We start from the raw sequence: 24,775 nt of genomic DNA on the forward strand, positions 1-24,775 counted from the left end.
ACATGACTCCGACTCCCGCCGCCGCCGACACTGCCCCGGTACAGCGCAGGACGGCCATGGTGACCGGCGTCGGACGCCTCGCGGGCCTCGGGGCCGGCATCGCGCGGCGGCTGGCCGCCGACGGCTGGGACCTGGTGCTCACCTACTGGCAGGACTACGACGCCAGGATGCCCTGGGGCGTCCAGCCGGACGACGTCGAACGCCTCACGGCCGAATTGCAGGCCACCGGGGCGGCGGTGGTGACGGTACCCGCCGACTTCCAGGATCCGCAGGCCGTCGACGTGCTGATGGCCACGGTGGCGGAGGAGGCCGGCACCCTGCACGGAATGGTGCTCAGCCACGCGGAATCCGTGGACTCCGGCATCCTGGATACGTCGCTGGCCAGCTTTGAGCGGCACTTCGCCGTCAATACCCGCGCCAGCTGGCAACTGATCGCGGCGTTTGCCCGCCAGGCTCCGGCCGAGGGCGGCGCGATCGTGGCGCTCACCAGCGACCACACCGCCTTCAACCTGCCCTACGGGGCGTCCAAGGGCGCCCTGGACCGGATCGTGATAGCCGCGGCGCGGGAGCTGGGACCGCAGGGAATCAGCGCCAACGCGCTCAACCCCGGCCCGGTGGACACCGGCTGGATGGATGCGCAGCTGCGCCAGGACCTGGCCGGGCGGCAACCCGGCGGACGGCTCGGCACCCCCGCGGACGTTGCCGGGACGGTGGCGTTCCTGCTCTCGTCCGAGGGCCGCTGGATCTCCGGCCAGCTGGTCAAGGCCGACGGCGGTTTCTCCGCCTGACGTCCCGGAGCCCGGTCCCGAACCGCTAGCGGAAGGCCGCGAGACCGGTGATGTGCTGGCCCAACACCAGGGTGTGTACCTCGTCGGTGCCCTCGTAGGTGCGCACCGATTCGAGGTTGGCCGCGTGCCGCAGCGGTGAGTAGTCCAGGGTGATGCCGTTGCCGCCCAGGATGGTCCGGGCCTCCCGGGCGATCGCGATGGCTTCCCGGACGTTGTTGAGCTTGCCGAGGGAAATCTGCTCGGGCCGCAGCTGCCCGGCGTCTTTGAGCCTGCCCAGCTGGAGGGCCAGCAGCGTCCCCTTCTGGATCTCCAGCAGCATGTTCACCAGCTTCTCCTGCGTCAGCTGGTAGCCGGCCAGCGGTTTGCTGAACTGCAGGCGCTCCTGCGCGTAGCGGAGCGCCGCCTCGTAGGAGTCCCTGGCCGCGCCCATGGCGCCCCAGGCGATCCCGTAGCGCGCCTCGTTCAGGCAGCTGAACGGGCCGCGCAGTCCACGGGCGGCCGGGAGCAGCGCCTCGGGGCCCAGCCGGACGCCGTCGAAGGTGATGTCGCACTGGATCGAGGCGCGCATCGAGAGCTTCTGCCGGATCGGCGCGGCCGTGACCCCGGCGGTGCCGGCCGGAACCAGGAAGCCGCGCACGCCGTCGTCGGTCATGGCCCAGACCACCATGATGTCCGCCACGGACGCCAGACCGATCCAGCGCTTGGCGCCGTCCAGGATCCAGCCGGCGTCCTCGCCGCTGCCGTCCCGGCGGGCGAAGGTCTGCATGGCCGCGGGGTCCGAGCCTGCGGTGGGTTCGGTCAGGGCGAAGCAGCCGATCGCCTCGCCCGCGGCCATGCGCGGCAGCCACTGCTGCTTCTGATCCTGGGAGCCCCACAGGTGGATGGCGGTCATGGCCAGCGAACCCTGAACCGAGACGAAGGTGCGGATGCCGGAGTCCCCGGCCTCCAGTTCCATCGCGGCCAGGCCGTATTCGACGGCGGAGCGCCCCGGGCAGCCGTAGCCCTCCAGCTGCATGCCGAGCACGCCCAGCTCGCCGAGCTCCGGGGCCAGGTCCAAGGGGAACACACCCTCGTCGAACCACTCGGCGATGCCGGGCCGGATCCGTTGCCGGGTGAAGTCTCGGACCTTCTCCCGGACGGCCAGCTCCTCAAAGCTGAGCAGGGAATCGATGGCGAGGACGTCGGAGACGTCGGACACTTCAGCGGGTCGGCTCATGCGGCCATCCTACGGCCGGGCGCCGTCGACCGCGGCCTCCGTCCGCGCGGGCCGGACGAAATAGTTCCGGGTGGCGGGGGCGAAGCGGCAGGCGGCGGCGAGGACCACGCCCAGCGCCAGCAGCACCACCCCGCTGACGAAGGCCCCGCCGACGCCGAAGATGGTGGTGTTGCCGTAGCCCGGGTCCCACATCTGCACCGCGGAGACCACGAACGCCGCCGTCAGCGCCACGGCCCCGACGGCGGGCAGGACCCCGCGGAACCACAGGTTCCGGGCCGAGGCGCGCAGGGTCCCACGGAAGTACCAAACGCAGGCGAACCCGGTCAGGGCGTAGTAGAAGGCGATGAAGAGGCTGATCGAGCTGATCGAATCGGCCAGCAGGTTCTGGCTCAGGACGCTCATCAGCACGTAGTAGCCCACCGCCGCGGCGCCCATCACCTGAGTGGAGAACCCGGGGGTCTGGTTGCGCGGGTGCACGTGGGCGAAGCGCCGGGGGAGGGCACCGTGCACGCCCATCGAGAGTGTGCCGCGGGCCGTCGGGAGGATGGTGGTCTGGGTCGAGGACAGCACCGAGGCAAGGACCGCGACCACGATCAGCCAGCCCCAGGGGCCGAGCACGGTGTCCTTCATCGCCAGGAAGACGTCGCTGCGGTTGGCCTCGTTGCCCAGGCCGATCCCGTCCGTACCCACCGAGGCATACATCATTACCAGCAGGGCCACCGAGACATAGATCGCCACCAGGATCACCGCGGAGAGCACCGCGCCTCGGCCGGGCGTGGTGGCCGGGTGCTCGGTCTCCTCGTTGACCGCCAGGCAGGTGTCCCAGCCCCAGTAGATGAACAGGGCCAGCAGCACCCCGTGCACCGCGGCGCCCGGATCGGTGACCAGCGCCGCCGGGTTGAACCAGGCCGGGTCGAACGGCTGGCCCGAGGCTGCCGGGCTGCCGGCGGCGATCTGGACGATCAGGGCCACGGCGAAGATGCCGAGGGACACGTACTGGACGTAGGTCAGGGTGCGCTGGACGTGCTCGCCCAGCCTGATCCCGCGGTAATTCACCAGGGTCATGAACACGATGAAGACGACGCCGGTGGCGGTCACCACCAGCGGGTTGCCGGCGAGGGACCCGTCGCCGATCAGCAGCCAGAGGTACTGGCCGGCGACCTGGGCGAGGTTGGCCAGCACCACGATCCCGGCCAGCGCCACGCCCCAGCCGCCCAGCCAGCCGGCCCACGGGCCGAAGGCACTGCGGGCCCAGGTAAAGGTGGTGCCGCAGTCGGGCATGGCGCTGTTGAGCTCGCGGAAGGCGTACGCGATGAAGAGGACCGGAACGAAGCCCAGCAGCAGGATCAGCGGCGTCGCATTCCCGTTCACGGCCACGATCAGGCCCAGCGTGGCGGCGAGGGAGTACACCGGGGCCGTGGAGGCCAGGCCCAGCATGACGGAGTCGCCCAGGTCCAGGATGCCGGCGCGCAGGCCCTTGGCCGGGACGGCGTCCGCGGCTCCGGGCGCCGCCGTGGAGGGGATGGTCATAGCGCGATACCTGCCTTGGCTGAATTCTGGTTGCGGCCGGCCGGGGGAGCGGGGGCCGGGGCGTCGATAGTGTTGGGGACGAAGCGGCAGAAGTAGTCGGTGACCGGGCCGTCGGATTCGCGGATGCCGCAGCCGACCGATTCGCCGTCGACCACCCACAGCCCCAGCACCGGCCGGTTGCCGTCGAAGTCCGGCAGGGCGTGGAACTGCTGGTAGCACCAGCCCTCCCGGCCGTAGTCTCCGGGCTGTTCCAGGCTGAGGCCGTCGGCGTGGATCCGGATGTTGTCCCCCTCGCGGCCGTGCAGCGGTTTGGCGACCCATTCCCGCAGCGGGCCCGGGCCGTCCAGGTAGGCCGGCAGCAGGTTGGGGTGGTCCGGGTACAGGTGCCACAGCGCGGCAAGGAGTGCCTTGTTGGAGAGCAGCATCTTCCACGCCGGTTCCACCCAGCGGGGATTGGAGGCCCGCTGGAAGAGCCGCTGGCCGAACGGTTCCTTGATCATCAGCTCCCAGGGGTAGAGCTTGAACATGGTGCTGATCAGGTAGTTGTCCAGGTCCACGAACCGGTTGAGGTTGGGGTCCCAGCCGATGTCGGACATGTTGATCCCGATGGTGCTCCAGCCGGCCTGCTCGGCCACGTCGCGCATATACGCGGCGGTCATCCAGTCCTCGCCGGATTCCTCCTCCTCGGCGTGGGCCACGTGCAGGGTGCTCATCCCGGTCCGGTACTGGAGCTTCCGCCATTGCCGGATCAGGGCCTCGTGGATGCCGTTCCACTGGTCCTTTTCCGGGTGGACGTCCTGCAGCCAGAACCATTGGGCGACGGCGGCCTCGATCAGGCCGGTGGGGGTGTCCGCGTTGTACTCCAGCATCTTCGCCGGCCCCCCGCGCCCGTCGTAGACAAAGTCGAAGCGGCCGTAGATATCCACGTCGCCGGCTTGCAGCGATTCGGCCGCTAGCTCCAGTGCCTGCGGGCCGATGCCGATCCCGCCCATCTCCCCGGTGGCCAGGAACTTTGCCGCCTCCAGGCACATGAGGTGCATCTGTTCGGCGGTCGCCTCCAGCGTCTCCACCTCGTCCATGGTGAATTCGTAGTAGGCGTCCTCATGCCAGTACTCGAGGGTTTTCCCGTCGGGAAGCTCGGTGGTGGAGAACACCAGCCCCTGGGATTCGATCCGCGCCTTCCAGTCCGGGCGCGGTGTGGAGTGCAGCCGTTTCATCCCTAGCCTCCCGTGCTTCCGCCCTTGGCGCTGCCGCCGAAGCCGCCGCGGCTGACAGTTCCGCCCTTGGAGCTGTACCCGGTGGAGGCCTTCGCGCCGGAGGGGACGGTCTTGCTGTAGCTGGGGTAGGCGGAGCGGTTCTGGCCGATGCCGGGGACGCTGGCGCCGCGGGAGTAGAAGTACCAGGCGTAGACGCCCGAGCTGCGGCCGGCGGTGCTGCTGTTACCGCACTGGGAGTCGTCAACGCGTTCGCCGGTCTCGTCGTTGAAGCAGACCTGGGCGTAGTCGGCGTCGTCGCCGCCGCTGGAGACCATGGCGGTGATGGTGCCGGCGAGCAACGCGGTGACACCGAGGCCGACGACGACGGTGCGGCGCTGGGAGCGCTTCTTTCGCGCCGCTGCGGCGCGTTCGCGGTCCCGCTCGAACGGATCAAACACGGCGGTGGGGCCGGCCTCCGCCGGTCCTGGCCCGGGGCTCGGGGCGGTGGCGGCCTGATCCAGCAGCTCGGGCCGGAGTTCGGGCTGGGGTACCTGCCAGGGTGGCGGCTTGGGACCCCTCCCGGGCTTGGTCGCGTCGCCCTGACCGTCAGCCTTGTCGGCGGGCTGGTCGCCGGCCGGTTCCCCGGGCTGGTCCGCGGCGCTGCGCCCGCCGTCGTGCGTGTCCATGCTTCCCCCTGCGTGGTTGCTTCTCCGAATGGCGGCCTTGCGCCGGCCGGGACGGCCCGGCACTCCGGCGGCCCCGCGGAATTCTGAAAGCCAGCCTAACCGGCAAACGGCCGGTCCGCAGCGGATTAGACCGCCCAAAAACCCGGCCGCTCTGTCCCCGCACCGGCCTACACTGGTGCCATGGAAACCGCATCCGTGCTCGCCGTCTGCGTGGTACACCAGTTGCTCAGCGATGAGGGACGGCTGGGCGTCACCGCCATCGACAAGCGCCCGGTCCAGGGCCCGGTCAAGGTCCACCGGCTGGGACTGCGCGGCGACGTGCAGGCTGACCGGCTGGACCACGGCGGCGAGGACCAGGCGCTCTATGCCTACTCGCAGGACGACGCCGACTACTGGACTGAGGAACTGGGGCGGGACATCCCGCCGGGGTACTTCGGCGAGAACCTGCGGGTGGCGGGCCTGTCCGCGACGAACGCGGTGATCGGCGAACGCTGGCGGATCGGGCTGGACCTGGAGGTGGAGGTCACCTCGCCGCGCGTTCCGTGCAGCACGTTCCAGCGCCGGGTGGGGGAGGCTCACTGGGTCAAGCGCTTCACCGAGGCCGGCCGGGTGGGGACGTACCTGCGCGTGGTCAAGCCCGGCACCATCCAGGCCGGCGACCACATCCACCGGCTCTACGTCCCGGCGCACGGCGTCACGGTCGGCAAGTGGTTTGCCGACCCCACCGTGGAGGACGCGGATGCCCTGCGCGACGCCGAGGCCGACGGCTCCATCCGGCTGCAGCCCGAATACCACCGCATGTTCGAGAAGCTGCAGGCCGGCCGCCTGGCCTGAACCGGGCCGTACCCCTGCGCCGTGCCTGAATACGCCTCAGCCCTGGCCGCGCCGGCCGGTGTGCGCAAGCTCACCGCCGTCGTCGCCGTTCTACGTTGGCGCCCATGCGGTGCCATGACCTACACTTGAAACATCCCCCACTCCGGAAATCCCTAATTCCTGCCCAATTTTTGAGGCAGGACTGGTAAGTGTTGGGGCCCGCCATTGTGAGCGGGCATTTTCATAGGGAGAGCCGGCTAAAGAAAACGCTGTACAGACTGCTGGGATAGCAGCCAAGAGATGCAGCGTGAAGTCCTGCCAGGGATTGCGAAAGCGCCGGACTTCTGTGACCGGCCGGTCAAAGGATGCCCGGCGTTAACGCGTCACGCGTTCTGCGGCTCCGCTCACCTCGGGTTGTGCCGCTTGGCCCCTATGGATGAGGAAGAATCACCTATGCCCGAAAATCAGGACCACTCCGTCGACACCGAGACCGCCACCGCGACCGGTATGAACGACGTCGAGACCACCGAAGCCGCTGCCGCCGAGACTCCGGCCGAGCAGCCCGCTGAGAACGCCGGCCAGGAAGAAGAGGGCGTCAAGTTCGTCGACCTCGGCATCGACGGCCGCGTCCTCGCAGCCCTGCAGGACGTCGGCTACGAGAAGCCGTCCCCGATCCAGGCGGCCACCATCCCGCTGCTGCTCGAGGGCCGCGACGTCGTGGGCCTCGCCCAGACGGGTACCGGCAAGACCGCAGCCTTCGCGGTGCCGGCACTGTCCCGGCTCGCCGAACTGCACGACCTGAACGGCCCGTCCCGCAAGACCCAGGCCCTGGTGCTTGCCCCGACCCGCGAGCTCGCACTTCAGGTTGCCGAGGCTTTCACCTCCTACGCCAAGCACATCGACGACTTCACCGTCCTCCCCGTCTACGGCGGCTCCGCCTACGGCCCGCAGCTGGCCGGCCTGCGCCGCGGCGCCCAGGTTGTTGTCGGTACCCCCGGCCGCGTGATCGACCACATCGCCAAGGGCTCCCTGGACCTGTCCGAACTCCAGTACCTGGTGCTGGACGAGGCCGACGAGATGCTGCGCATGGGCTTCGCCGATGACGTGGAGCAGATCTTCCAGCAGACCCCTGAGGGCCGCCAGGTTGCCCTGTTCTCCGCCACGATGCCCGGCCAGATCCGCCGGATGTCCAAGCAGTACCTGAACAACCCGGCCGAGGTGCAGGTCAAGTCCAAGACCACCACCGGCGCCAACACCCGCCAGCGCTACCTGCAGGTCATGGGCCCGCACAAGCTCGACGCCATGACCCGCATCCTCGAGGTCGAAGAGTTCGACGGCGTCATCGCCTTCGTGCGCACCAAGATGGCCACCGAGGACCTCGCCGACAAGCTCCGCGCCCGCGGCTTCCAGGCTGCCGCCATCAACGGCGACATCCCGCAGCAGCAGCGCGAACGCACCGTCGACGCGCTCAAGGAAGGCCGGATCGACATCCTGGTCGCCACCGACGTCGCCGCCCGCGGTCTCGACGTCGAGCGCATCAGCCACGTCATCAACTACGACATCCCGCACGACACTGAGTCTTACGTGCACCGGATTGGCCGTACCGGCCGCGCCGGCCGCTCCGGCGAGGCAATCCTGTTCATGACGCCGCGCGAGAAGTACCTGCTGCGGTCGATCGAGAAGGCCACCCGCCAGCCGGTGGAGCAGATGCACCTGCCCACCGCCGAGACGGTCAACACCCTCCGTCTGGGCAAGTTCGCGGACAAGATCACCGAGACCCTCGAGTCCGAGGACGTCGCCGCGTTCCGTGACTTGATCGCCTCCTACGAGGAAGAGCACGGCGTGCCCGCCGCGGAGATCGCCGCCGCCCTGGCCGTCATGGCCCAGGGTGGACAGCCGCTGCTTGTCAAGGAACTCCCGGCCGCTCCCGAGTACCAGAAGCGCGAACGCGCCAAGGACGGCTTCGGCTCCCGCGGCCCGACCCGCGCGCTGACCGAGGGCAACGCCACCTACCGGATCGCCGTCGGACGCCGCCAGCGCGTCATGCCCGGCTCCATCGTGGGTGCCATCGCCAACGAGGGCGGCATCTCCTCGGCCCAGATCGGCGGCATCGACATCCGCTCGGACCACTCCCTCGTGGAGCTCCCGGCGGACCTTAGCCCCGAGCAGCTGAAGGCCCTGTCCCGCACCCGGATCGGCGGCGAGCTGATCCACCTGGAGCTGGACAACGGCCGGAAGCCCTCCGGGGACCGCGGCGCCGGCCACGGCGGCCGTGGCGGCTACTCCGGCGGCAGCGGCAACTTCAAGGGCAGCGGCGGCTTCAAGCGCGAGTTCCGCAAGAACGACGGCGGCGAGCGTTCCTCCGCTGACCGCGGCGGCCGCTCCTACAGCGACCGTTCCGAGCGCAGCTTCGGCGACCGCAAGCCGCGGACCGAGGGCGGCTTCAAGCCCCGCAACAAGTGGTAACCACCTGGAGCTAAGCACCACCCGGACGGGCCGGCTCATCGCGAGCCGGCCCGTCCTTTGTCCCTCCACTTGGACCGGGTCCGGGCGCGACGTAGCCTTCGTCACATCCGGGCCGGGAGGGGCTCGCCGTCGTCATTTCGGGGGCCTCCGGTGCCGCCACATCCCCGTCCTGGCGCGGATTTTGGGGGTAGTGGGCCCCTGGCTGCGCCGATTTGTTGGGAGCGGAATCTTCCGGTAGAGTATTTACTCGTTGCCCCCCTAGCTCAGTGGTAGAGCGCGTTCTTGGTAAGAACGAGGTCACCGGATCGATTCCGGTGGGGGCTCTGAATGAGGGCCTGCGTCAAGGCGGTTTTGACCGGCTTGACGCAGGTTTTCTCATTCGTGGCGGTGTAGCTCAGTTGGTTAGAGCGCACGACTCATAATCGTGAGGTCGGGAGATCGAGCCTCCCCACCGCTACAGAAAAACCCCCGGAACTGCGAAAGCATCCGGGGGTTTTCTGTTTCCCGCCTCCGGGCGTTGCGCCATCACTTCCGGGGCCTATCCGGGCCGGTTAGCTGCCCGAAGTGATAGCGCAACGGGTGCGGTGGCCGCCGGGGTGGGACAGAATGGAACGATGACGAAAATTGCGATCATCGGCGGCCACGGCAAAGTGGCCTTGAAACTATCCAGCATCCTCACCAAGGACGGGGCCGAGGTGACCTCGGTCATCCGCAACCCCGAGCACCGTGACGACGTCGCCGCTACCGGCGCCAGCCCGCTGGTGCTGGACGTGGAAAACTCGACGACGGCGGAGATCGCCGCGGCGCTGGACGGCCACGACGCCGTCGTCTGGTCTGCCGGAGCCGGCGGCGGAAGCCCGGAACGCACCTACGCCGTCGACCGTGACGCGGCCATCCGTTCCATGGACGCCGCAGACCAGGCCGGCGTGCGCCGCTACGTCATGGTTTCGTACCTCGGCGCCGGGCCCGACCATGGCGTGCCGGAGGACAACAGCTTCCACGCCTACGCCGAGGCCAAGGCGGCGGCCGACGCCCACCTGCGCCAGAGCGGCCTGGACTGGACCATCCTGGGTCCGGGCTCGTTGACCGACGGCGAGGGCAACGGCCTGATCGAGACCAACCCGGCCGACACCTCGGAGGGCACCGACACCGCCCGCGCCAACGTCGCGCTGGTCGCAGCTGCCGTGCTGGCCGAGCCGAAGACCGCGGGGCACACCATCGAATTCCGTGACGGGTCGACTCCCGTAGCGGACGCCGTGAAGTCCCTGGTCTAGGCCCTCTCAATCCCCGGTCCCGGGGGCGCAGGCGCGCCCCCGGGTAGGGTGGTAGGGGCTCCCGGCCGCCCCGAAACGGCGATTCCGCCGAGGGGCTGGCAGCAATCACCCCGGGGAAAGTGAGCACATGGACCTTTTGGCCCTCATTATTGGACTACTGCTGGCCACCGTCGTGGCCGTGGGTCTGGGGGACCGGCTCCGGCTGCCCTACCCGGTGCTGATGCTGATCCTGGCGGTGGGGCTGACCTTCATCCCCGGCTTCCCGGAGGTGGACATCACCCCGGAGCTGATCCTGCCGGTCTTCCTCCCGCCGCTGCTGTTCGCCACCGCGCAACGCAGTTCCTGGGCCGTGTTCAGGGTCCGCTGGCGCACGCTGCTGATGCTCGCCGTCGCCTTGGTTGTGGTTTCCACCGCCGTCGTGGCCGGTGCCGCGTGGCTGATGATTCCGAGCATCGGCATCCCCGCCGCCATCGCCCTCGGGGCCATGGTGGCACCCCCGGACCCCGTGGCCGTGGATTCCATCGCCGGCCGGGTCCACATGCCCCGCCGGCTGATCACCGTGCTGCAAAGCGAGGGCCTGTTCAACGACGCGGCGGCCATCGTCATCTTCCAAGCCGCCGTCGCCGCGTCCGTTTCGGGCACCAAGCTGGGACCCGACGTCGTCCTCCAGTTCGCGCTCGGCGCGGCCCTGGCCGTGGGCGTCGGGATCGCCATGGGCTGGCTCACCGGCCTCATCACCCGGCTGGTGCAGTCCATGGTGGCCCGCAGCGCCGTCACCCTCGTGGTGCCGTTCGCCGCCTACATCCTCGCCGAGGAACTGCACGCTTCGGGCGTCATCGCCGTCGTCGTCACCGCCCTCGAGGTGCAGCGCCACGCTCGGCCGCAGGACGCCGCCGAGCGGATCACCCGCACCGCGTTCTGGGATGTGGTGGAACTGCTTGTCACGGGCCTGGCGTTCGGGCTAGTGGGCCTGGAAATCCGGCAGGTCATCCATGACGAGGGCTCTGCCGTCCTCGGCATGGTGGGGACCGCGGCGGTCATCTGCGTCCTGGTCTTCGCCGTCCGCTTCGGCTGGCTGGCGCTGATGTCCGGGCTGGCCCGCAGCAGCAAGAACACGCTCCGGCCCACTTCCGCCAAGGAGGTGCTGATCCTCACCTGGTGCGGCATGCGCGGGCTGGCCACCCTGGCCCTGGCGCTCGCGCTGCCGCTGACCCTGGAGGACGGCTCACCGTTCCCGGCCCGCAGCGAGCTGCTGGTCATCGCCTGCGCCGTGCTGCTGGCCACCCTGGTGCTTCCGGGGCTGACGCTGCCCTGGCTGATGCGCGTGCTGAAGGCCTCCGAGGACGGGTCCGTGGAGCGGGATGCCGCCCGCCTGCTGGCCGCCCGCGCCCAGCAGGCCGCCGTCGCCGCACTGAAGGACCACCAGCTGATGAAGGAACTGCCGCCGGAGAAGGTGGCCCTGGTCAAAGAGAAGATGACCCGCCTGCACGCCGAGCTACTCGACGGCAGCCTGCGCAACGAGAGCCTGGGGGACAAGCGCAAGCGCGGCCGGGAGCTGGCGATCGCGGTTCAGACCATCGCCCTGGACGCGGCCCGCCAGGAGGTCGTGGCCGCCCGGAGCGAACCGGACATGGACCCCGAGGTGGCGGACCGCGTGCTGCGGCAGCTGGACCTGCGCACCATGACCATGCCGGAGTAGCGGCCCCTACGGCGTCAGCCGCAGGTCCAATGCGTTCGCCTCGACGTAGTCCAGGGCGTGCCGGACGGCGCCGACCGTCACGATCGCATCCCCCAGCGTGGACACGGTCACGCGCGGGGAGTAGCGGTCAGGGCCGGCAGGGCGGCGGTGATGCCGGGCAGCAGTGCGCCCGCGGAATCGGCGACGGCACCGCCGATCACCACCTGCTCGGGGTTGATGAAGCTGGCAATCGCGGCGATCACCCGCGCCATCCGCTCGGCGAGGCGCTCAAGGATCTCCAGCGCCGCGGCATCCCCGGCCGCTGCATCGGCGAACACCCGCCGGGCGCCTGCCTGACCTCCGCCGGTGGGCCCCCCGGCCTCCGCCTGCCACGTCCGGGCCAGACTCGCGATGCCCGCGCTGGAGCCCACGCCCTCCACCAGCGAGAGGAACCCCATCTCGCCGGCGCCGCCCGCCCGGCCATGCAGCAGCCGGCCCGATTCCAGCACCCCCGCGCCGAGGCGTTCACTGGCCAGCAGCACCACTAGGTCCGAGACCCCGGCACCGGTTCCGCGCCAGCGTTCGCCGAGGGCAGCGAGATTGGCGTCATTCTCGAGCCGCACCGGCCAGCCGTGGCGTTCGTGGAGGGCGGAGCGGAGCCCGACGTCGAACAGGGTCCAGAAGTGCTGGGCGGCGAGGACGGTACCCTCCCGGTCGACGGGCGCAGCGATGCCGGCCGTCACCGCCAGCACCTTCTCCGGGGTCTCGCCAGCCTCGCGGAGCGCATCCAGGCAGGCCCGGTCCACCACGCTGACGCGCTCCTCCGCCGGGATATCCGTGGCCCGGAAGGCCGCACTGGCCCGGCCGAGGACGGTGCCGCGCAGGTCCGCGACGGCCGCCGTCGTGGTCCCCGCGCCGATGTCGACGCCGAGGACGACGCCGGCGCGGGCATTCAGCTCGAAGCGCCGCGCGGGCCGGCCCTTCCGCGGCTTGCCGGCGGCATTGGAGGTGGAGGCGCCGTCGCGTGCCGGGGCGTCCAGTTCCCTCAGCCAGCCGCTCCGGACCAGATCCTCACAGACGGCGATCACGGTGGCGCGGGTGAGTCCTGTGGCTGCCATCAGCCCGGTGCCGGTGGCCACGTCCGTGGTCCGGGCGGCGGCGAGCACCGCCTGGGCGTTGACCCGGCGGAGGGACTGCGGCGTCCCGGCGGCGTGCGACTGCGGAATCTTGACCTCCCTGTGACGCGGCACCCATAATTGAGCGGTAATAGATTTAGTTTCTATCTAAAATATGCTGTCCAAAGTATCAGACCCGGCTCTCAAAAGGACTTCACTTGTCGAACACCGCCACGCTGGCCACCCTGTCCGGATCCGACGCCGCCGCCGACCCGAACTGGTGGCGCCAGGCGTCCGTCTACCAGATCTACCCGCGCAGCTTCTCCGACTCCAACGGCGACGGCATCGGTGACATCAAGGGCATCACTGCCAAGGTCCCGTACCTGAAGGCCCTCGGCATCGACGCCGTCTGGCTCTCCCCGTTCTACCCGTCCGCCCTCGCCGACGGCGGCTACGACGTCGACGACTACCGCGACGTCGACCCCAAGCTGGGGACCCTCGCCGACTTCGACGAGATGTCCGCCGCGCTGCACGCCGCCGGGATCAAGCTGATCGCCGACATCGTCCCCAACCACTCGTCCAACCGGCACGAATGGTTCAAGGAGGCACTCGCCTCCCCGCGCGGCTCGGACGCCCGCGAACGCTACATCTTCCGCGATGGCAAGGGTGAGAACGGCGAGATCCCGCCCTCGGACTGGGAGTCCGTGTTCGGCGGCCCCGCCTGGGAGCGCATCACCGAGACCGACGGCACCCCGGGCCAGTGGTACATGCACATCTTCGCCAAGGAGCAGCCGGACCTGAACTGGTCCAACCGCGAGATCCGGGACGACTTCCTCAAGACCCTGCGCTTCTGGTCCGACCGTGGCGTGGACGGCTTCCGCGTCGACGTCGCGCACGCCCTGACCAAGGACCTGACCGAGCCGCTGCTCTCCAAGCTGGAGCTCAGCGAGGCCAACACCGGCACCGACGGCTTCATCGACGGTTCGCACCCGTTCTGGGACCGCGATGAGGTGCACGAGATCTACGTCGAGTGGCGCGAGGTCTTCAACGAATACAACCCGCCGCGCACCGCGGTCGCCGAGGCCTGGGTCCACGCGAGCCGCCGCGCCCGCTACGCCAGCCCGCAGGGCCTGGGCCAGGCGTTCAACTTCGACCTGCTGCAGGCCGACTTCCACGCTGACGAGTTCCGGGAGATCATCACCCGCAACCTCGCCGAGGCCACCGAGTCGGGTGCCTCGTCCACGTGGGTGTTCTCCAACCACGACGTCGTCCGGCACGCCACCCGCTACGGCCTCCCGCAGGGAGGCGGCAGGCACGCCAAGGGCCAGGACGGCAAGGGCTGGCTCCTCGCCGGCGCCCCCGCCGAGGAGCTCGACATCGAACTCGGCCTGCGCCGTGCCCGGGCCGCCACGCTGCTGATGCTGGCGCTCCCCGGCTCCGCCTACCTGTACCAGGGTGAGGAACTGGGCCTCCAGGAAGTCGGCGAAATCCCGGACTCCGAGCGTCAGGACCCCACGTTCTTCCGCAACAAGGGCGTCGAGATCGGCCGCGACGGCTGCCGCGTCCCGCTGCCCTGGGAAACCGAGGGAAGCTCCTTCGGCTTCGGCGCCGGCCCCGCCCACCTGCCCCAGCCCGAATGGTTCGGCCGCTACGCCGTCGCCGCCCAGGACGGCCAGGAGGGCTCGACCCTGGAGTTCTACCGCAAGGCCCTCAAGCTCCGCCGCGAGCTGCAGGCCTCCGAGAACCTGGAATGGGTGGAGAACGCCGCCGCGGGTGTCCTGCACTTCCGCCGGCACGACGGCTGGCAGTCGGTGACGAACTTCGGCTCCGACGCCGTCGACCTGCCCGCCGGTGAGGTGCTGATCAGCAGCGGACCCCTCGACGGCGGTCGGCTGCCTGGCAACACCACCGTCTGGCTGCGGTGAGTGCCGAAGAATTGCTCTCCGTCCAGGAACTGAGCCCCGTCCGGGAACTGAAGCCCGTCCAGGAACTGATTTATGGCTGCATGGGCCTGGGCGGCAGCTGGTCGGCGGAGCCGTACACGGCAGCCGATGTCGATCAGGCGGCGGCCGCGGTTGGTGCCGCCCTGGAGGCCGGCATCACCCTGTTCGACCATGCCGACATCTACCGCAGCGGCAAGGCCGAGGCGGTGTTCGGCGAAGTGCTGGCGCGGACGCCGGGCCTGCGCGAACGAATCCGCCTGCAGACCAAGTGCGGGATCCGGCTGGGCGAGAACGGACTCGACGCCTACTACGACCTGAGCGGCGAGTCCATCCTGGACCGGGTCAACGGCAGCCTGGCCCGGCTCAAGACGGACTACGTGGACGTGCTGATGCTGCACCGGCCGGATCCCCTGCTGGATCCGGCCGAGGTGGCCTCCGCCGTCGGCCGGCTCATGGTCGAGGGTAAGGTCCGCGCGGTTGGCGTGTCCAACATGTCCGCAGCGCAGATCGACCTGCTGCAGGACCGCCTGGAAGTGCCCGTCGTGGCCAACCAGTTGGAGATGAGCCTGGCGGCCCGGGCCTGGCTGGAGAGCACGGTCCTGGTGAACCATGCCGACGGGGCGGACTACAGCTTCCCGCACGGCACCGTGGAGCACTGCGTCCGTCGTGGCATCGGGCTGCAGGCCTACGGGGCGCTTGCCCAGGGCCGGTATACCGGGGCGGCGGGTGGTGGGGATGCCGCCGCAGGCGCGACGGCGGACCTCGTCGCCGCGATGGCGGCGGAGAAGGACACCACCGGCGAAGCCGTGGTGCTCGGCTGGCTGATGAAGCATCCGGCCGGCATCTCCCCGGTGATCGGCAGTGCCAACCCGGAGCGAATCCGCGCCTGCGCCGGTGCGGCGGACGTGGCCGCGGCCATGACCCGGCCGGAGTGGTACCGGCTCTGGATCACCGCCCGCGGCAGCAACATCCCCTAACCGACCCCACCGGGCCGGCAGGCGAGGCCGTTATAGGCCCCACCTGCCGGCCCGCGGGCGAACGGAACGTGATTTTGGTCGTAATGGTCGCCCGGAACCGGGGTATTACTTGGCGGCCGGACGTTCCGGGCGGCTAGCGTAGAGGCATGACCTCTACGACCACCGCCGGGATTGTCCGGCCCCAACGCAATGTCCCGGCCGAGATCGCCCGCTCCTGGCTGCTGGTCAACGCCATGAAGCCGGAGCTGTTCACCGAATCCTCGGAGTCCCGCGCCGACGCGATCATCCTGGACATCGAAGATGCGGTGGACCCCTCCCAGAAGGACCAGGCCCGGCAGCATGTCGTCGACTGGCTGACCGCGGGCGGCAACGCCTGGGTCCGGATCAACGACGCCACCAGCCCGTTCTGGGCCGACGACCTCGCCGGCCTCCGCGGCACCCCCGGCCTGCTCGGCGTGATGCTGGCCAAGACCGAGTCCGCAGACCAGGTCACCGAGAGCTTCCACCGCATGGACGGCAAGACCCCCGTCATCCCGCTGGTTGAATCCGCCGTCGGCATCGAGGAAGCCAACCACATCGCCAAGGCCCAGGGCGCGTTCCGCCTCGCCTTCGGCTCCGGTGACTTCCGCCGCGACACCGGCATGGCCGCCACCCCGGAGGCCATGGCCTACCCGCGCGCCAAGCTCGTCGTCGCCAGCCGCGTCGGCAACCTGCCCGGCCCCATCGACGGCCCTACGGTGGGCACCAACCACCCGATCCTTCGCGAGCAGACCGGCATCACCGTGATGATGGGCATGACCGGCAAGCTCTGCCTGGCCATCGACCAGACCCACGTCATCAACGAGGTCATCAGCCCGACGCCGTCGGACGTCGCCTGGGCCACCGACTTCATGGCCGACTTCGAGGCCAACGGCCGCGTCATCCGCGACGGTTCCGACCTGCCGCGCCTGGGCCGCGCCGAGAAGATCATGAAGCTCGCGGTAGCCTTTGGGGTGCAGCCGGCCCTGTAGCCGCGCCCGACCCGTCAGGAGACCCCGTGAACCATGCCAACGAGCTGGTTCACGGGGTCTTTGGGATCAACCGCAGAACCCCCGCGCCGCCCTGCGCGTCCAGGACGGCACGGGCGGCTTCCGGGACGTGGGGCTCGACGCCGGAACCCGGCTCGGGTTCCGGATCTCCGTCCCCGGCAAACACTGTCTGGGCCACCACCGGGTGCACGGCCCGGCCGAGCGGGACCACATCCCCTGCCCACGGAACGCCCACGCCGAACGCGGGAACCAGTGCGGCCCCTGCTTCGGCGCGGACGATTCCCGCCTGATCCACGACTTCCACCGCGGCGGCCGCGTCCCGCCCGGCCTGCGGGCCTACCTGATGCAGCCGCACTGGCTCTACGTCGCCACCTTCGCCCACGGCGTCACCAAGGTGGGCACGGCCTCCGCGCTGCGGAAATGGCACCGGCTCGCCGAACAGGGCGCGGTGGCGGCACGGTACATTGCCCGGGCAGACGACGGCCGGATCGTCCGGCTGCTCGAGGACCTGATCACCCGGGACGCCGGCCTGCCCCAGCAGATCCGGTCCGCCGCCAAGGCCGCAGGCCAGGCCGCCCCGCGCCCCGCGGCGGAGATCGATGCCCGCAACGCCGAGGCAGCTCAACGGGCCAGGACGCTGCTGAGTGTGGCCGGCGGCGACGGGTACGAAGTGGTGGACGAACCCTGGACCCGGCCGGCGCTGGCGGACCTGGCCTGCCGCCACAGCCCCCGGCACCCGTACCCGCACCCCCTCGCCGCCGACGCCCACGGCTTCACCATCCGGTCCCTGAGCGGCGGCATCGCCCTGGCCTGCCTGACGGACAGCGGGCCGGAGTTCGTCATCAACCTCGGAGACCTGAAGGGACGCCGGCTGGAAACCGGAGAGCACCACTCCGAGGTGCCGGCGGTCCAGGAGGCGCTCTTCCGGGCCGAGCTTCCAAGCCGGGGCTTCCACGCCGGCGCGGGCCGCCCGGACCGGCCCCGTAGAATGGCAGGGTGCTGAACGAATTCTGGGCCACCGCGCCGACCCGCTACAAGGTGCTCGTATTCGGAGCCATGGGACTGATCGCCGCCGGCATCATCCTCACCCTGATCGGCAACTCCACCGGCAACCAGCCGCTGTCGTTCACCGCCCTCGGCGTGATCGGCGCCGGCCTCATCCTGCACATCGCCGGCATGGTGGTCCGCGGCCAGGCGATCCGCAAAAACTCCAGCGTTAGCGGCCGCTGAGGCTGGACTCATGACTATTAATCCGGACCTGCAGGGCCGCAGCTACCCTGCCGCAGAGGTGTACGACGTCGGCCGGGAAAAGATCCGCGAATTCGCGCGCGCCGTCAAGGCCACCCACCCCGCCCACTTCGACGTCGAGGCCGCACGGTCGCTGGGCCACGCGGACCTGGTGGCACCGCCCACCTTCGCCATCATCGTCGCCCAGCGCGCCGACGCCCAGCTGATCGCGGACCCGGCTTCCGGCATCGACTTTTCCCGCGTGGTCCACGCGGACCAGCGCTTCGTCCACCACCGCCCCATCACCGCAGGGGACCGGCTCGTCGCCGAACTGCACGTCGACGGCGTCCGCGCCATGGGCGGAGGGGCCATGATCACCACCCGCGCCGAAATCTTCGCCGTCACCGGCGGCGACGCCGGAGCCGACGCCGGACAGCGCGTCCCGGTCGCCACCACCACCTCGTCCATCCTGGTCCGCGGAGAGGGACAGTAACCATGAGCCCCACCTTCACAGAACTCACCGTCGGCCAGGACCTCGGCAGCCGCACCATCGAGGTCACCCGCACGGACCTGGTCAAGTACGCCGGCGCCTCCGGAGACTTCAATCCCATCCACTGGAACGAGGCCTTCGCCACCGGCGTCGGGCTGCCCGGCGTTATCGCGCACGGCATGTTCACCATGGGCGCAGTCGTCCAGCTCGTCACCGACTGGGCCGGCGACCCCGCCGCCGTCGTCGACTTCCAGACCCGCTTCAGCAAGCCGGTCCCCGTTGCGGACACCACCGGAACGCCCGACGCCGGCGCCGTGATCGAGGTCGGTGCCGTCATCGGCGCGCTCGACGCCGACGCGGGCACCGCACGCGTGGACCTCACCGTCGTCTCGGGCGGCCAGAAGGTCCTGATGAAGGCCCAGGCCGTCGTCAAGGTGGCCTGACCCGATGGCGCTGCCGTGACGGTCGGAACCCCGCAGGCCACCGAGATCACCCGGTGGCGCAACGCAGTAGTCGCGGCCTACGCCTTCAGCGGCGTCGCCTTCGCCAGCTGGGTGTCCCGCATCCCCGCCATCCGTGACGGGCTGGACCTGACCCCGGGCACCGTGGGCCTGCTCTTGCTCTGCATGACGCTGGGGTCCTTCGTCTCCGTGTCCGCGTCCGGGCTGATCGTGCTGCACTTCGGGTCCAAGCAGACCATCCGGATCGGCAGCATCATGGTCGGCATCGGGCTGGTGATCGCCGGGATCGGCACCTCCGTTTTGGTCAACCCGCTCGCGGTCGCGGCCGGGCTAGTGGTGGTGGGCCTGGGTACTGCCAGCTGGAACACCGCCTCCAACGTCGAGGGGGCCGCCGTCGAGCGGGCGGTGCGCCGGCACATCATGCCGCGCCTGCACGGCGCCTTCAGCCTCGGAACCGTCGCCGGGGCAGGCGCCGGAGCGTGGGCCGCCGGCGCCGGGATCCCGGTCGCCTGGCACCTGGCCGTCGTCGGCGCCGTCGTCGCCGGATCCGTGGCCACGGCCGCCACCTGGTTCCGCGCCGACGTCACCCCGGTGGCCGCCGAGGAACCCTTCACCCCCTCCGGCCCCGATACCTTCGAGGACCCGTCCACCGGGCCCATCCCCGTGATCAGCCAGGCCACCCAGGATCAGGCCATACCCCTGGACAACAAACGCCAGATCGCGCAGGCCTGGCGCGACCGCAGGACCCTGCTGCTGGGCGTGCTGGTCCTCGGCCTGGCCCTCGCCGAAGGGGCTGCGGGGGACTGGGTGGCACTGGCGCTGGCCGACGGCCACGGCCAGACCCAGGCCGCCGGGGCCGCCGGGTACGGATTGTTCGTCACCTTCATGACCGTGGGCCGGTTCGCCGGAACCGTGGCGCTGGACCGCTTCGGCAGGGTCCCGGTGATGCGCTGGTGCGCCGCGCTGGCCGTCGGCGGCCTCGCCCTGTTCGTCTTCGCCCCGGTGCCGTGGCTGGCCTATGTGGCCCTCGCGTTTTGGGGACTCGGCGCGTCCCTGGGCTTCCCGGTGGGGATGTCCGCCGCGGCCGACGATCCCGTGCGCGCCGCGGCCCGGGTTTCCGTGGTGTCCACCATCGGCTACGGCGCGTTCCTCTGCGGACCGCCGCTGCTGGGACTGCTGGCCGAGCACGTGGGAATCCTGCACTCCTTGCTGGCCGTGATGGTGATGCTGGTGGTCAGTTTCCTGCTCTCGCCGGTGGCGCGCAAGACCGCCTGACGATGGTCCGTTGTCCGGTGCCAGGCCGCATACCCACCCGGGTGCCGGCCTGCCTTCCCCGGCGGCCGCCCACGCTTTCGGAGGCGCCGCCGAACGCGGCTAGGCTGGAGGGGTGACCCAGACTCTGCTTTCCTCCCTGACCACCGCCGGCGTCGGCGGTCCCGCCGCCCGCTATGTGGAGGCCCGGACCGAGGCGGAGATTATCGACGCCGTCCGCACCGCCGACGCCGCGGGGGAGCCGGTGCTGATCCTCGGCGGCGGCTCGAACCTCCTGGTTGCCGACGCCGGGTTCGCCGGCACGGTGGTGAAGATCGCTTCCCAAGGGTTCACCGTCAACGCCGAGGACTCCTGCGGCGGCGTCGCCGTCGTGGTCCAGGCCGGTCACAACTGGGACGCGATGGTGGAACACGCCGTCAGGCACGCGTGGTCGGGCATCGAGGCGCTCTCCGGCATCCCCGGCGCCACCGGCGGCACCCCGGTCCAGAATGTCGGCGCCTACGGGGCTGACGTGTCCCAGACCATCGCTACGGTCCGCACTTGGGACCGGCAGCGGAACGCCGTGCAGACCTTCACCAATTCCGAACTGAAGTTCGGCTACCGCGACTCGATCCTGAAGCAGACCACCGTCGCTGGTTCGCCCCGCTACGTGGTCCTCACGGTCGAATTCCAGCTTCCGTTGGGACGCATGAGCGCCCCCATCCGCTACGCCGAGCTGGCCCGGGCCCTCGGCGTGGAGGTCGGCCAGCGGGCTTATTCCAACGATGTCCGCCGCGAGGTGTTGCGGTTGCGTTCCTCCAAGGGCATGGTCTGGGACGCCGAGGACCGCGATACCTATTCCACCGGGTCCTTCTTCACCAACCCGATCGTGCCGGCCGGGACCGCTGACCGGCTGCCGGCCGATGCGCCCCGGTTCCCCGCGGGCGCCGAAGGCATGGTCAAGCTTTCCGCAGCGTGGCTGATCGACCGGGCCGGCTTCGGCAAGGGGTTCGGCCTGGAACCGGGCAGCGTGTCCGGCGGCAGGGCATCCCTGTCCACTAAGCACACCCTCGCCATCACCAACCGCGGCGGCGCCAGCACCGATGATGTGCTGGCCATCGCCCGCGAGGTGCGCCGGGGGTCGCCGACCGGTTCGGCATCGAGCTGCACCCAGAACCACTGCTAATCGGCGTCGAACTCTAGCGGAGGGTATCCGGGGCGGGGTCTTCCTGCCGTGCGCGGGTCTTCAGAGCCGACGCCGCCAGCGCGTGCGCCCAGCCCGCCAGCGCCATGGTGGGGTAATAGACGGCCGCGGAAAGTGTGCTCGCCCGTATCCCGCCGAAAACATGGTTCAGACCCAGCGCCATGGCTGTGATGGATGCCGCCGTGCCCAGGGCGGTCAGCACCACCAGCACCCGGACCGATCCGGGATGCTCACGCCAGCCGCGCAGCAGCCTGACCTTCCCGGGCGCCGCAGTGACAGCCTGGCCTCCGGCCGAGAGTGAGGCGTACCCGCCGGCCAACCCCAGGATTCCCCAGATGAGATAGGGCTCCGGGTCGCGGCCGGTCGCCTCCTGGCCCAGGGCTCCCGCCGTCGCGGCGGTTCCTGCGGCGACGGCAAGGCTCGCCAGCGACAGCCACCAGAGGCGGGCGCGTCCCACCCCGCCAAGTAAACTCCCCACAGTCATCGTGCCAGCCTACGGGAGGGGCCGGGCCACGTCAGCAGCGGACTAGTTGCGTCCCCGCCGCGGGACCACCTTGGTGAAGAGCATGAACGTGAAGCCGGAGGCGGCCGCGCCCAGAAGGAACACCTGGCAGAAGGCCACGGACTGCACGCTCGGGCCGCTGCGCAGCATCAGCCCGGCGCATGCGAAGGCCACCGCTCCGGCCAGCAGGGCCAGGGACCCCAGCAGCAGGCTCTGCACCGTGGCAGGGAACGCGGCGCCCGGGTCCAGCTCCAGGTCCCGGCGCTCCTGCTCCCTGGGGGTCCGCCGGGGCTGCAGGGTGGCGGCGGTCGCGAAGCTTACGACGGCGACGGCCATGGCGGCCACGGAGACGGTCTGGAACGTCGTCATCAGGGGGAGAGGCGGGTGCCGCTGGCGATGGCGACGGCGAGTCCCGCGGCCATGCCCACCGCGCTGGCGACCCAGCCCAGCAGGGCCAGCCTCCGGCACAGCGGCCGCAGCCGGGGCCACACGTCTCCCAATGTCATTGATCCAGTTTAAAGGACTCCGGCTGGGCGGACGCTGGGAGGGATCCGGGGGTTCCGCGGGTTCCCGCGGGCGGCCGGAAGGCGGTCCTAGGATGGTGCCATGGAACGCACCGGTCCGCGCCTGACCCGTCCTTTGCTGGGGCGGCTCCGGCTCGTGTCGCAGGGACTGGTCGGGGCGGGCTTCGCGTCGGTTCCGGAGGCGGTACGGACCATGACGGCGATGCAGGCCCAGGACCTGCCGGCCGCACTCTGGGCCGTGGGCGTGCGGGTCCCCGGGGCTGCCCTGGCCGACGTGCGCGACGCCTTGGACCGCGGCGAAGTGGTCCGGTCCTGGCCGATGCGCGGGACTCTTCACCTGCTCGCTCCCGAGGACTTGGGCTGGATCCTGCAGATCACCTCCGGCCGGCTCCTCCGGAGCCTGGGCGCACGGCACCGGCAACTGGACATCACCAGCGCGGACATCGACGCCGCCGCGGACGCCGCGCTGCAACGGGTGGCCGGCGGTGCAGCAGTCAGCCGGGCGGAGCTGTTCGAGGCATTTGACCATGCGGGGCAATCCCCGGCAGGGCAGCGCGGTATCCACCTGCTCGCGGCCCTCTGCCAGCTGGGCCTGCTGGTCCTGGGTCCGCTTGCGGGCAACCAGCAGCTGGTGGTCGCCTTCGATGACTGGATCACGGCGTCGCGGACCCTGGATCGGGCGGAGGGGACGGCCGAATGGCTGCTGCGCTACCTGCTCAGCCACGGCCCGGCCACCGAACGGGACTTCGCCTGGTGGTCCGGGATTCCGCTCACCGAGACCCGCGCCGCGCTGGCGCAGATCAGGGACCAACTGGCGGAGCTGGAGTTCGAGGGGAACCGCTACTGGCTGGCCCCGGAAACCGCGGCGCTGCTGGCCGAGGGTGTGCCCGGCGGCCGCTCCGTACTGGCACTGCCGGGGTTCGACGAGTTCGTCCTCGGCTACACGGACCGGTCCGTCGTCCTCCCGGCCGACCACGCTGACAAGATCGTGCCGGGCGGTAACGGCGTCTTCAAGAAGACCATCGTCGCCGGCGGGCAGGTGGTCGGGACGTGGAGCGCCACGGCGCGCCGCGGCCGGGCCGTCGCCGGCGGGAACCAGGGCGCCGGCGGGAACCAGGGCGTCGTCGTCGTCGCAGAACCCTTCGAGGGCCGGGACGGACTGCGGCCCGCCGCCCGACATTCGTTCGAGCTGCGGGCCGCGGAGTACCGGCGGTTCCTGGGGCTGTAGCCCCGGGCGTCAGAGCGTGCCGGTGGCGATCTTGAGCATGCGGCGCAGCGGCTCGGCCGCGCCCCAGAGGAGCTGGTCACCCACGGTGAAGGCGCTGATGTATTCGGGGCCCATCTCCAGCTTGCGGATCCGTCCCACAGGGATGTTCAATGTGCCGGACGCCGCCACGGGGGTCAGGTCAGCCATGGACGCTTCCTTGGTGTTGGGCACCACGGTGGCCCACTCGTTGTCCGCGTCCAGCAGCTTCTCGATCTCCGCAACGGAGAGATCCTCGCGGAGCTTCAGGGTCAGGGCCTGCGAGTGGGAGCGCATGGCGCCGATCCGGACACAGAGGCCGTCCATGATCACCCGGTCCGCGGCGGAGGTGCCAAGGATCTTGTTGGTCTCCACGCCGGCCTTCCACTCTTCCTTGGACTGGCCGTTGCCCAGGTCCGCGTCGATCCACGGGATCAACGAGCCGGCCAGCGGCACGCCGAACTGGGTAGCGTCGATGTCGGTGCGCTGGTGGGCGAGGACCTTGCGGTCGATCTCGAGGATGGCCGACGCCGGGTCGTCCAGTTCCGTGCTGACCTCGGCATTGAGCGTGCCGAACTGGCTGAGCAGTTCGCGCATGTGCCGGGCGCCACCGCCGGAGGCCGCCTGGTAGGTCATGGAGGTTCCCCACTCGACCAGGCCGTTGGTGAACAGGCCGCCCAGGCCCATGAGCATGCAGGAGACGGTGCAGTTTCCGCCGATGAAGTCCTTGACCCCGCCGTCCAGGCCGGCGTCGATGACGTCGCGGTTGATCGGGTCCAAAACGATGATTGAGTCTTCGCTCATCCGCAGGGTGGAGGCGGCGTCGATCCAGAGGCCGTCCCAGCCGCGGCTGCGCAGTTCGCCGTGGACCTGCTTGGTGTAGTCACCACCCTGGGCGGTGACGATGATCGGCAGCTTCGCGAGGGTCTCGACGTCGTAGGCGTCCTCCAGCTTCCCGGCCGCGCCGGACGCTGCACCGGCGATGTCCGGGGCTGCACCGCCCGCGTTGGAGGTGGAGAAGAAGACCGGGTTGATGGCGGCGAAGTCGCCCTCGTCCTGCATGCGCTGCATCAGGACGGAGCCGACCATGCCGCGCCATCCGACCAGTCCGACGGTCGGGGAAGCTGCTGTAGTCATTGGGCCAGTTTAGACTTCACGCCGCC

At 70.3% G+C, this 24,775-nt stretch carries 23 protein-coding genes, 2 tRNA genes and 1 pseudogene; 17 read left to right on the forward strand and 9 right to left on the reverse strand.

The genetic code is table 11. The annotated features are described in order from the left end of the window. Positions 1-2: 2 nt before the first annotated feature. Complete coding sequence (locus ACRQ5B_RS09625) at positions 3-788, forward strand: SDR family oxidoreductase (protein WP_432393503.1); 786 nt, start codon at positions 3-5, stop codon at positions 786-788. Between the two features lie 25 nt (positions 789-813). Here ACRQ5B_RS09625 and ACRQ5B_RS09630 read toward each other — a convergent pair whose 3' ends face one another. Genes ACRQ5B_RS09630 through ACRQ5B_RS09645 form a run of 4 tightly spaced genes read right to left on the reverse strand, consistent with a single transcriptional unit; the run spans position 814 to position 5,416 of the window. Beyond that, the gene (locus ACRQ5B_RS09630; protein ID WP_432393505.1) at positions 814-2,004 is read right to left on the reverse strand and encodes an acyl-CoA dehydrogenase family protein; all 1,191 of its coding nucleotides are present in this window, start codon (positions 2,002-2,004) and stop codon (positions 814-816) included. A 9-nt stretch (positions 2,005-2,013) separates the two neighbouring features. Further along, entirely contained in the window at positions 2,014-3,534 is a 1,521-nt protein-coding gene (locus tag ACRQ5B_RS09635; protein WP_432393507.1) for an APC family permease, read from the reverse strand. Beyond that, positions 3,531-4,751, reverse strand: coding sequence for a glutathionylspermidine synthase family protein (locus ACRQ5B_RS09640; protein ID WP_432393509.1), 1,221 nt, complete (start codon positions 4,749-4,751; stop codon positions 3,531-3,533). Before ACRQ5B_RS09640 ends, ACRQ5B_RS09635 begins: the two co-directional genes overlap by 4 nt. A gap of 2 nt (positions 4,752-4,753) precedes the next feature. Continuing rightward, positions 4,754-5,416 carry a Tat pathway signal protein gene (locus ACRQ5B_RS09645; protein WP_432393511.1) on the reverse strand — a complete coding sequence of 221 codons (663 nt, stop codon included), beginning with the start codon at positions 5,414-5,416 and terminating at the stop codon, positions 4,754-4,756. A 180-nt stretch (positions 5,417-5,596) separates the two neighbouring features. Here ACRQ5B_RS09645 and ACRQ5B_RS09650 point away from each other — a divergent pair, with 180 nt between their 5' ends. The 6 genes from ACRQ5B_RS09650 to ACRQ5B_RS09675 all read left to right on the forward strand — a co-directional run bounded on the left by ACRQ5B_RS09650 (position 5,597) and on the right by ACRQ5B_RS09675 (position 11,668). Beyond that, positions 5,597-6,250, forward strand: a complete 654-nt coding sequence (locus ACRQ5B_RS09650) for an MOSC domain-containing protein (RefSeq protein WP_432393513.1) — start codon at positions 5,597-5,599, stop codon at positions 6,248-6,250. A 432-nt stretch (positions 6,251-6,682) separates the two neighbouring features. Next, positions 6,683-8,695, forward strand: coding sequence for a DEAD/DEAH box helicase (locus ACRQ5B_RS09655; protein ID WP_432393515.1), 2,013 nt, complete (start codon positions 6,683-6,685; stop codon positions 8,693-8,695). 252 nt (positions 8,696-8,947) lie between these two features. After that, positions 8,948-9,018 (forward strand) — tRNA-Thr (locus ACRQ5B_RS09660). A gap of 60 nt (positions 9,019-9,078) precedes the next feature. Next, positions 9,079-9,152 (forward strand) — tRNA-Met (locus tag ACRQ5B_RS09665). Between the two features lie 157 nt (positions 9,153-9,309). Continuing rightward, entirely contained in the window at positions 9,310-9,969 is a 660-nt protein-coding gene (locus tag ACRQ5B_RS09670; protein ID WP_432393517.1) for an NAD(P)H-binding protein, read from the forward strand. A gap of 127 nt (positions 9,970-10,096) precedes the next feature. After that, the gene (locus ACRQ5B_RS09675; protein WP_432393519.1) at positions 10,097-11,668 is read left to right on the forward strand and encodes a Na+/H+ antiporter; all 1,572 of its coding nucleotides are present in this window, start codon (positions 10,097-10,099) and stop codon (positions 11,666-11,668) included. Positions 11,669-11,775: 107 nt separating this feature from the next. On the opposite strand, the gene ACRQ5B_RS09680 is transcribed toward ACRQ5B_RS09675, so the two are convergent. After that, positions 11,776-12,897, reverse strand: a complete 1,122-nt coding sequence (locus ACRQ5B_RS09680; RefSeq protein ID WP_432393521.1) for an ROK family protein — start codon at positions 12,895-12,897, stop codon at positions 11,776-11,778. Positions 12,898-12,980: 83 nt separating this feature from the next. Between ACRQ5B_RS09680 and ACRQ5B_RS09685 the strand changes: the two genes are divergently transcribed. From ACRQ5B_RS09685 to ACRQ5B_RS09725, 9 genes and pseudogenes are all read left to right on the forward strand, one after another. Further along, complete coding sequence (locus tag ACRQ5B_RS09685) at positions 12,981-14,687, forward strand: glycoside hydrolase family 13 protein (RefSeq protein WP_432393523.1); 1,707 nt, start codon at positions 12,981-12,983, stop codon at positions 14,685-14,687. A gap of 47 nt (positions 14,688-14,734) precedes the next feature. Beyond that, on the forward strand, positions 14,735-15,682 hold the full coding sequence (locus tag ACRQ5B_RS09690) for an aldo/keto reductase (RefSeq protein WP_432398736.1): 948 nt from the start codon (positions 14,735-14,737) through the stop codon (positions 15,680-15,682). Between the two features lie 146 nt (positions 15,683-15,828). Continuing rightward, entirely contained in the window at positions 15,829-16,692 is an 864-nt protein-coding gene (locus tag ACRQ5B_RS09695) for an HpcH/HpaI aldolase/citrate lyase family protein (protein WP_290255983.1), read from the forward strand. Between the two features lie 127 nt (positions 16,693-16,819). Continuing rightward, positions 16,820-17,713, forward strand: coding sequence for a DUF2797 domain-containing protein (locus ACRQ5B_RS09700; protein WP_432393526.1), 894 nt, complete (start codon positions 16,820-16,822; stop codon positions 17,711-17,713). Then, positions 17,707-17,940: a DUF3188 domain-containing protein gene (locus tag ACRQ5B_RS09705; RefSeq protein ID WP_432393528.1), complete on the forward strand. Its 234-nt coding sequence runs from the start codon at positions 17,707-17,709 to the stop codon at positions 17,938-17,940. Before ACRQ5B_RS09700 ends, ACRQ5B_RS09705 begins: the two co-directional genes overlap by 7 nt. 10 nt (positions 17,941-17,950) lie before the next feature. After that, on the forward strand, positions 17,951-18,430 hold the full coding sequence (locus ACRQ5B_RS09710; protein WP_412883801.1) for an FAS1-like dehydratase domain-containing protein: 480 nt from the start codon (positions 17,951-17,953) through the stop codon (positions 18,428-18,430). 2 nt (positions 18,431-18,432) lie between these two features. Continuing rightward, positions 18,433-18,870: a MaoC family dehydratase gene (locus ACRQ5B_RS09715; protein ID WP_412883800.1), complete on the forward strand. Its 438-nt coding sequence runs from the start codon at positions 18,433-18,435 to the stop codon at positions 18,868-18,870. A gap of 15 nt (positions 18,871-18,885) precedes the next feature. Then, complete coding sequence (locus ACRQ5B_RS09720; protein WP_412883799.1) at positions 18,886-20,163, forward strand: MFS transporter; 1,278 nt, start codon at positions 18,886-18,888, stop codon at positions 20,161-20,163. A 112-nt stretch (positions 20,164-20,275) separates the two neighbouring features. Next, positions 20,276-21,342: pseudogene (locus tag ACRQ5B_RS09725) on the forward strand (UDP-N-acetylmuramate dehydrogenase). Here ACRQ5B_RS09725 and ACRQ5B_RS09730 read toward each other — a convergent pair. Genes ACRQ5B_RS09730 through ACRQ5B_RS09740 form a run of 3 tightly spaced genes read right to left on the reverse strand, consistent with a single transcriptional unit; the run spans position 21,339 to position 22,351 of the window. Beyond that, positions 21,339-21,827: a hypothetical protein gene (locus ACRQ5B_RS09730; RefSeq protein ID WP_412883797.1), complete on the reverse strand. Its 489-nt coding sequence runs from the start codon at positions 21,825-21,827 to the stop codon at positions 21,339-21,341. The pseudogene ACRQ5B_RS09725 and the gene ACRQ5B_RS09730 sit on opposite strands and share 4 nt — an antisense overlap. A 42-nt stretch (positions 21,828-21,869) precedes the next feature. Continuing rightward, positions 21,870-22,214, reverse strand: coding sequence for a hypothetical protein (locus ACRQ5B_RS09735; protein WP_432393530.1), 345 nt, complete (start codon positions 22,212-22,214; stop codon positions 21,870-21,872). Beyond that, positions 22,214-22,351: a hypothetical protein gene (locus tag ACRQ5B_RS09740; RefSeq protein ID WP_432393531.1), complete on the reverse strand. Its 138-nt coding sequence runs from the start codon at positions 22,349-22,351 to the stop codon at positions 22,214-22,216. Before ACRQ5B_RS09740 ends, ACRQ5B_RS09735 begins: the two co-directional genes overlap by 1 nt. 100 nt (positions 22,352-22,451) lie before the next feature. Between ACRQ5B_RS09740 and ACRQ5B_RS09745 the strand changes: the two genes are divergently transcribed. Further along, positions 22,452-23,597 carry a winged helix DNA-binding domain-containing protein gene (locus tag ACRQ5B_RS09745; protein WP_432393533.1) on the forward strand — a complete coding sequence of 382 codons (1,146 nt, stop codon included), beginning with the start codon at positions 22,452-22,454 and terminating at the stop codon, positions 23,595-23,597. Between the two features lie 9 nt (positions 23,598-23,606). On the opposite strand, the gene asd is transcribed toward ACRQ5B_RS09745, so the two are convergent. Next, complete coding sequence (asd, locus tag ACRQ5B_RS09750) at positions 23,607-24,749, reverse strand: aspartate-semialdehyde dehydrogenase (protein WP_432393535.1); 1,143 nt, start codon at positions 24,747-24,749, stop codon at positions 23,607-23,609. Positions 24,750-24,775 lie beyond the last annotated feature (26 nt).

This window comes from Pseudarthrobacter sp. L19, assembly GCF_050859435.1.
GTDB lineage: Bacteria > Actinomycetota > Actinomycetes > Actinomycetales > Micrococcaceae > Arthrobacter.

Coding starts and splice junctions, on each gene's coding strand:
- ACRQ5B_RS09745 (WP_432393533.1), top strand. CDS start 22,452: ATGGAACGCACCGGTCCGCGCCTGACCCGTCCTTTGCTGGGGCGGCTC.
- ACRQ5B_RS09740 (WP_432393531.1), bottom strand. CDS start 22,351: ATGACATTGGGAGACGTGTGGCCCCGGCTGCGGCCGCTGTGCCGGAGG.
- ACRQ5B_RS09645 (WP_432393511.1), bottom strand. CDS start 5,416: ATGGACACGCACGACGGCGGGCGCAGCGCCGCGGACCAGCCCGGGGAA.
- ACRQ5B_RS09735 (WP_432393530.1), bottom strand. CDS start 22,214: ATGACGACGTTCCAGACCGTCTCCGTGGCCGCCATGGCCGTCGCCGTC.
- ACRQ5B_RS09695 (WP_290255983.1), top strand. CDS start 15,829: ATGACCTCTACGACCACCGCCGGGATTGTCCGGCCCCAACGCAATGTC.
- ACRQ5B_RS09640 (WP_432393509.1), bottom strand. CDS start 4,751: ATGAAACGGCTGCACTCCACACCGCGCCCGGACTGGAAGGCGCGGATC.
- ACRQ5B_RS09635 (WP_432393507.1), bottom strand. CDS start 3,534: ATGACCATCCCCTCCACGGCGGCGCCCGGAGCCGCGGACGCCGTCCCG.
- ACRQ5B_RS09655 (WP_432393515.1), top strand. CDS start 6,683: ATGCCCGAAAATCAGGACCACTCCGTCGACACCGAGACCGCCACCGCG.
- ACRQ5B_RS09670 (WP_432393517.1), top strand. CDS start 9,310: ATGACGAAAATTGCGATCATCGGCGGCCACGGCAAAGTGGCCTTGAAA.
- ACRQ5B_RS09715 (WP_412883800.1), top strand. CDS start 18,433: ATGAGCCCCACCTTCACAGAACTCACCGTCGGCCAGGACCTCGGCAGC.
- asd (WP_432393535.1), bottom strand. CDS start 24,749: ATGACTACAGCAGCTTCCCCGACCGTCGGACTGGTCGGATGGCGCGGC.
- ACRQ5B_RS09730 (WP_412883797.1), bottom strand. CDS start 21,827: ATGACTGTGGGGAGTTTACTTGGCGGGGTGGGACGCGCCCGCCTCTGG.
- ACRQ5B_RS09650 (WP_432393513.1), top strand. CDS start 5,597: ATGGAAACCGCATCCGTGCTCGCCGTCTGCGTGGTACACCAGTTGCTC.
- ACRQ5B_RS09625 (WP_432393503.1), top strand. CDS start 3: ATGACTCCGACTCCCGCCGCCGCCGACACTGCCCCGGTACAGCGCAGG.
- ACRQ5B_RS09710 (WP_412883801.1), top strand. CDS start 17,951: ATGACTATTAATCCGGACCTGCAGGGCCGCAGCTACCCTGCCGCAGAG.
- ACRQ5B_RS09630 (WP_432393505.1), bottom strand. CDS start 2,004: ATGAGCCGACCCGCTGAAGTGTCCGACGTCTCCGACGTCCTCGCCATC.
- ACRQ5B_RS09675 (WP_432393519.1), top strand. CDS start 10,097: ATGGACCTTTTGGCCCTCATTATTGGACTACTGCTGGCCACCGTCGTG.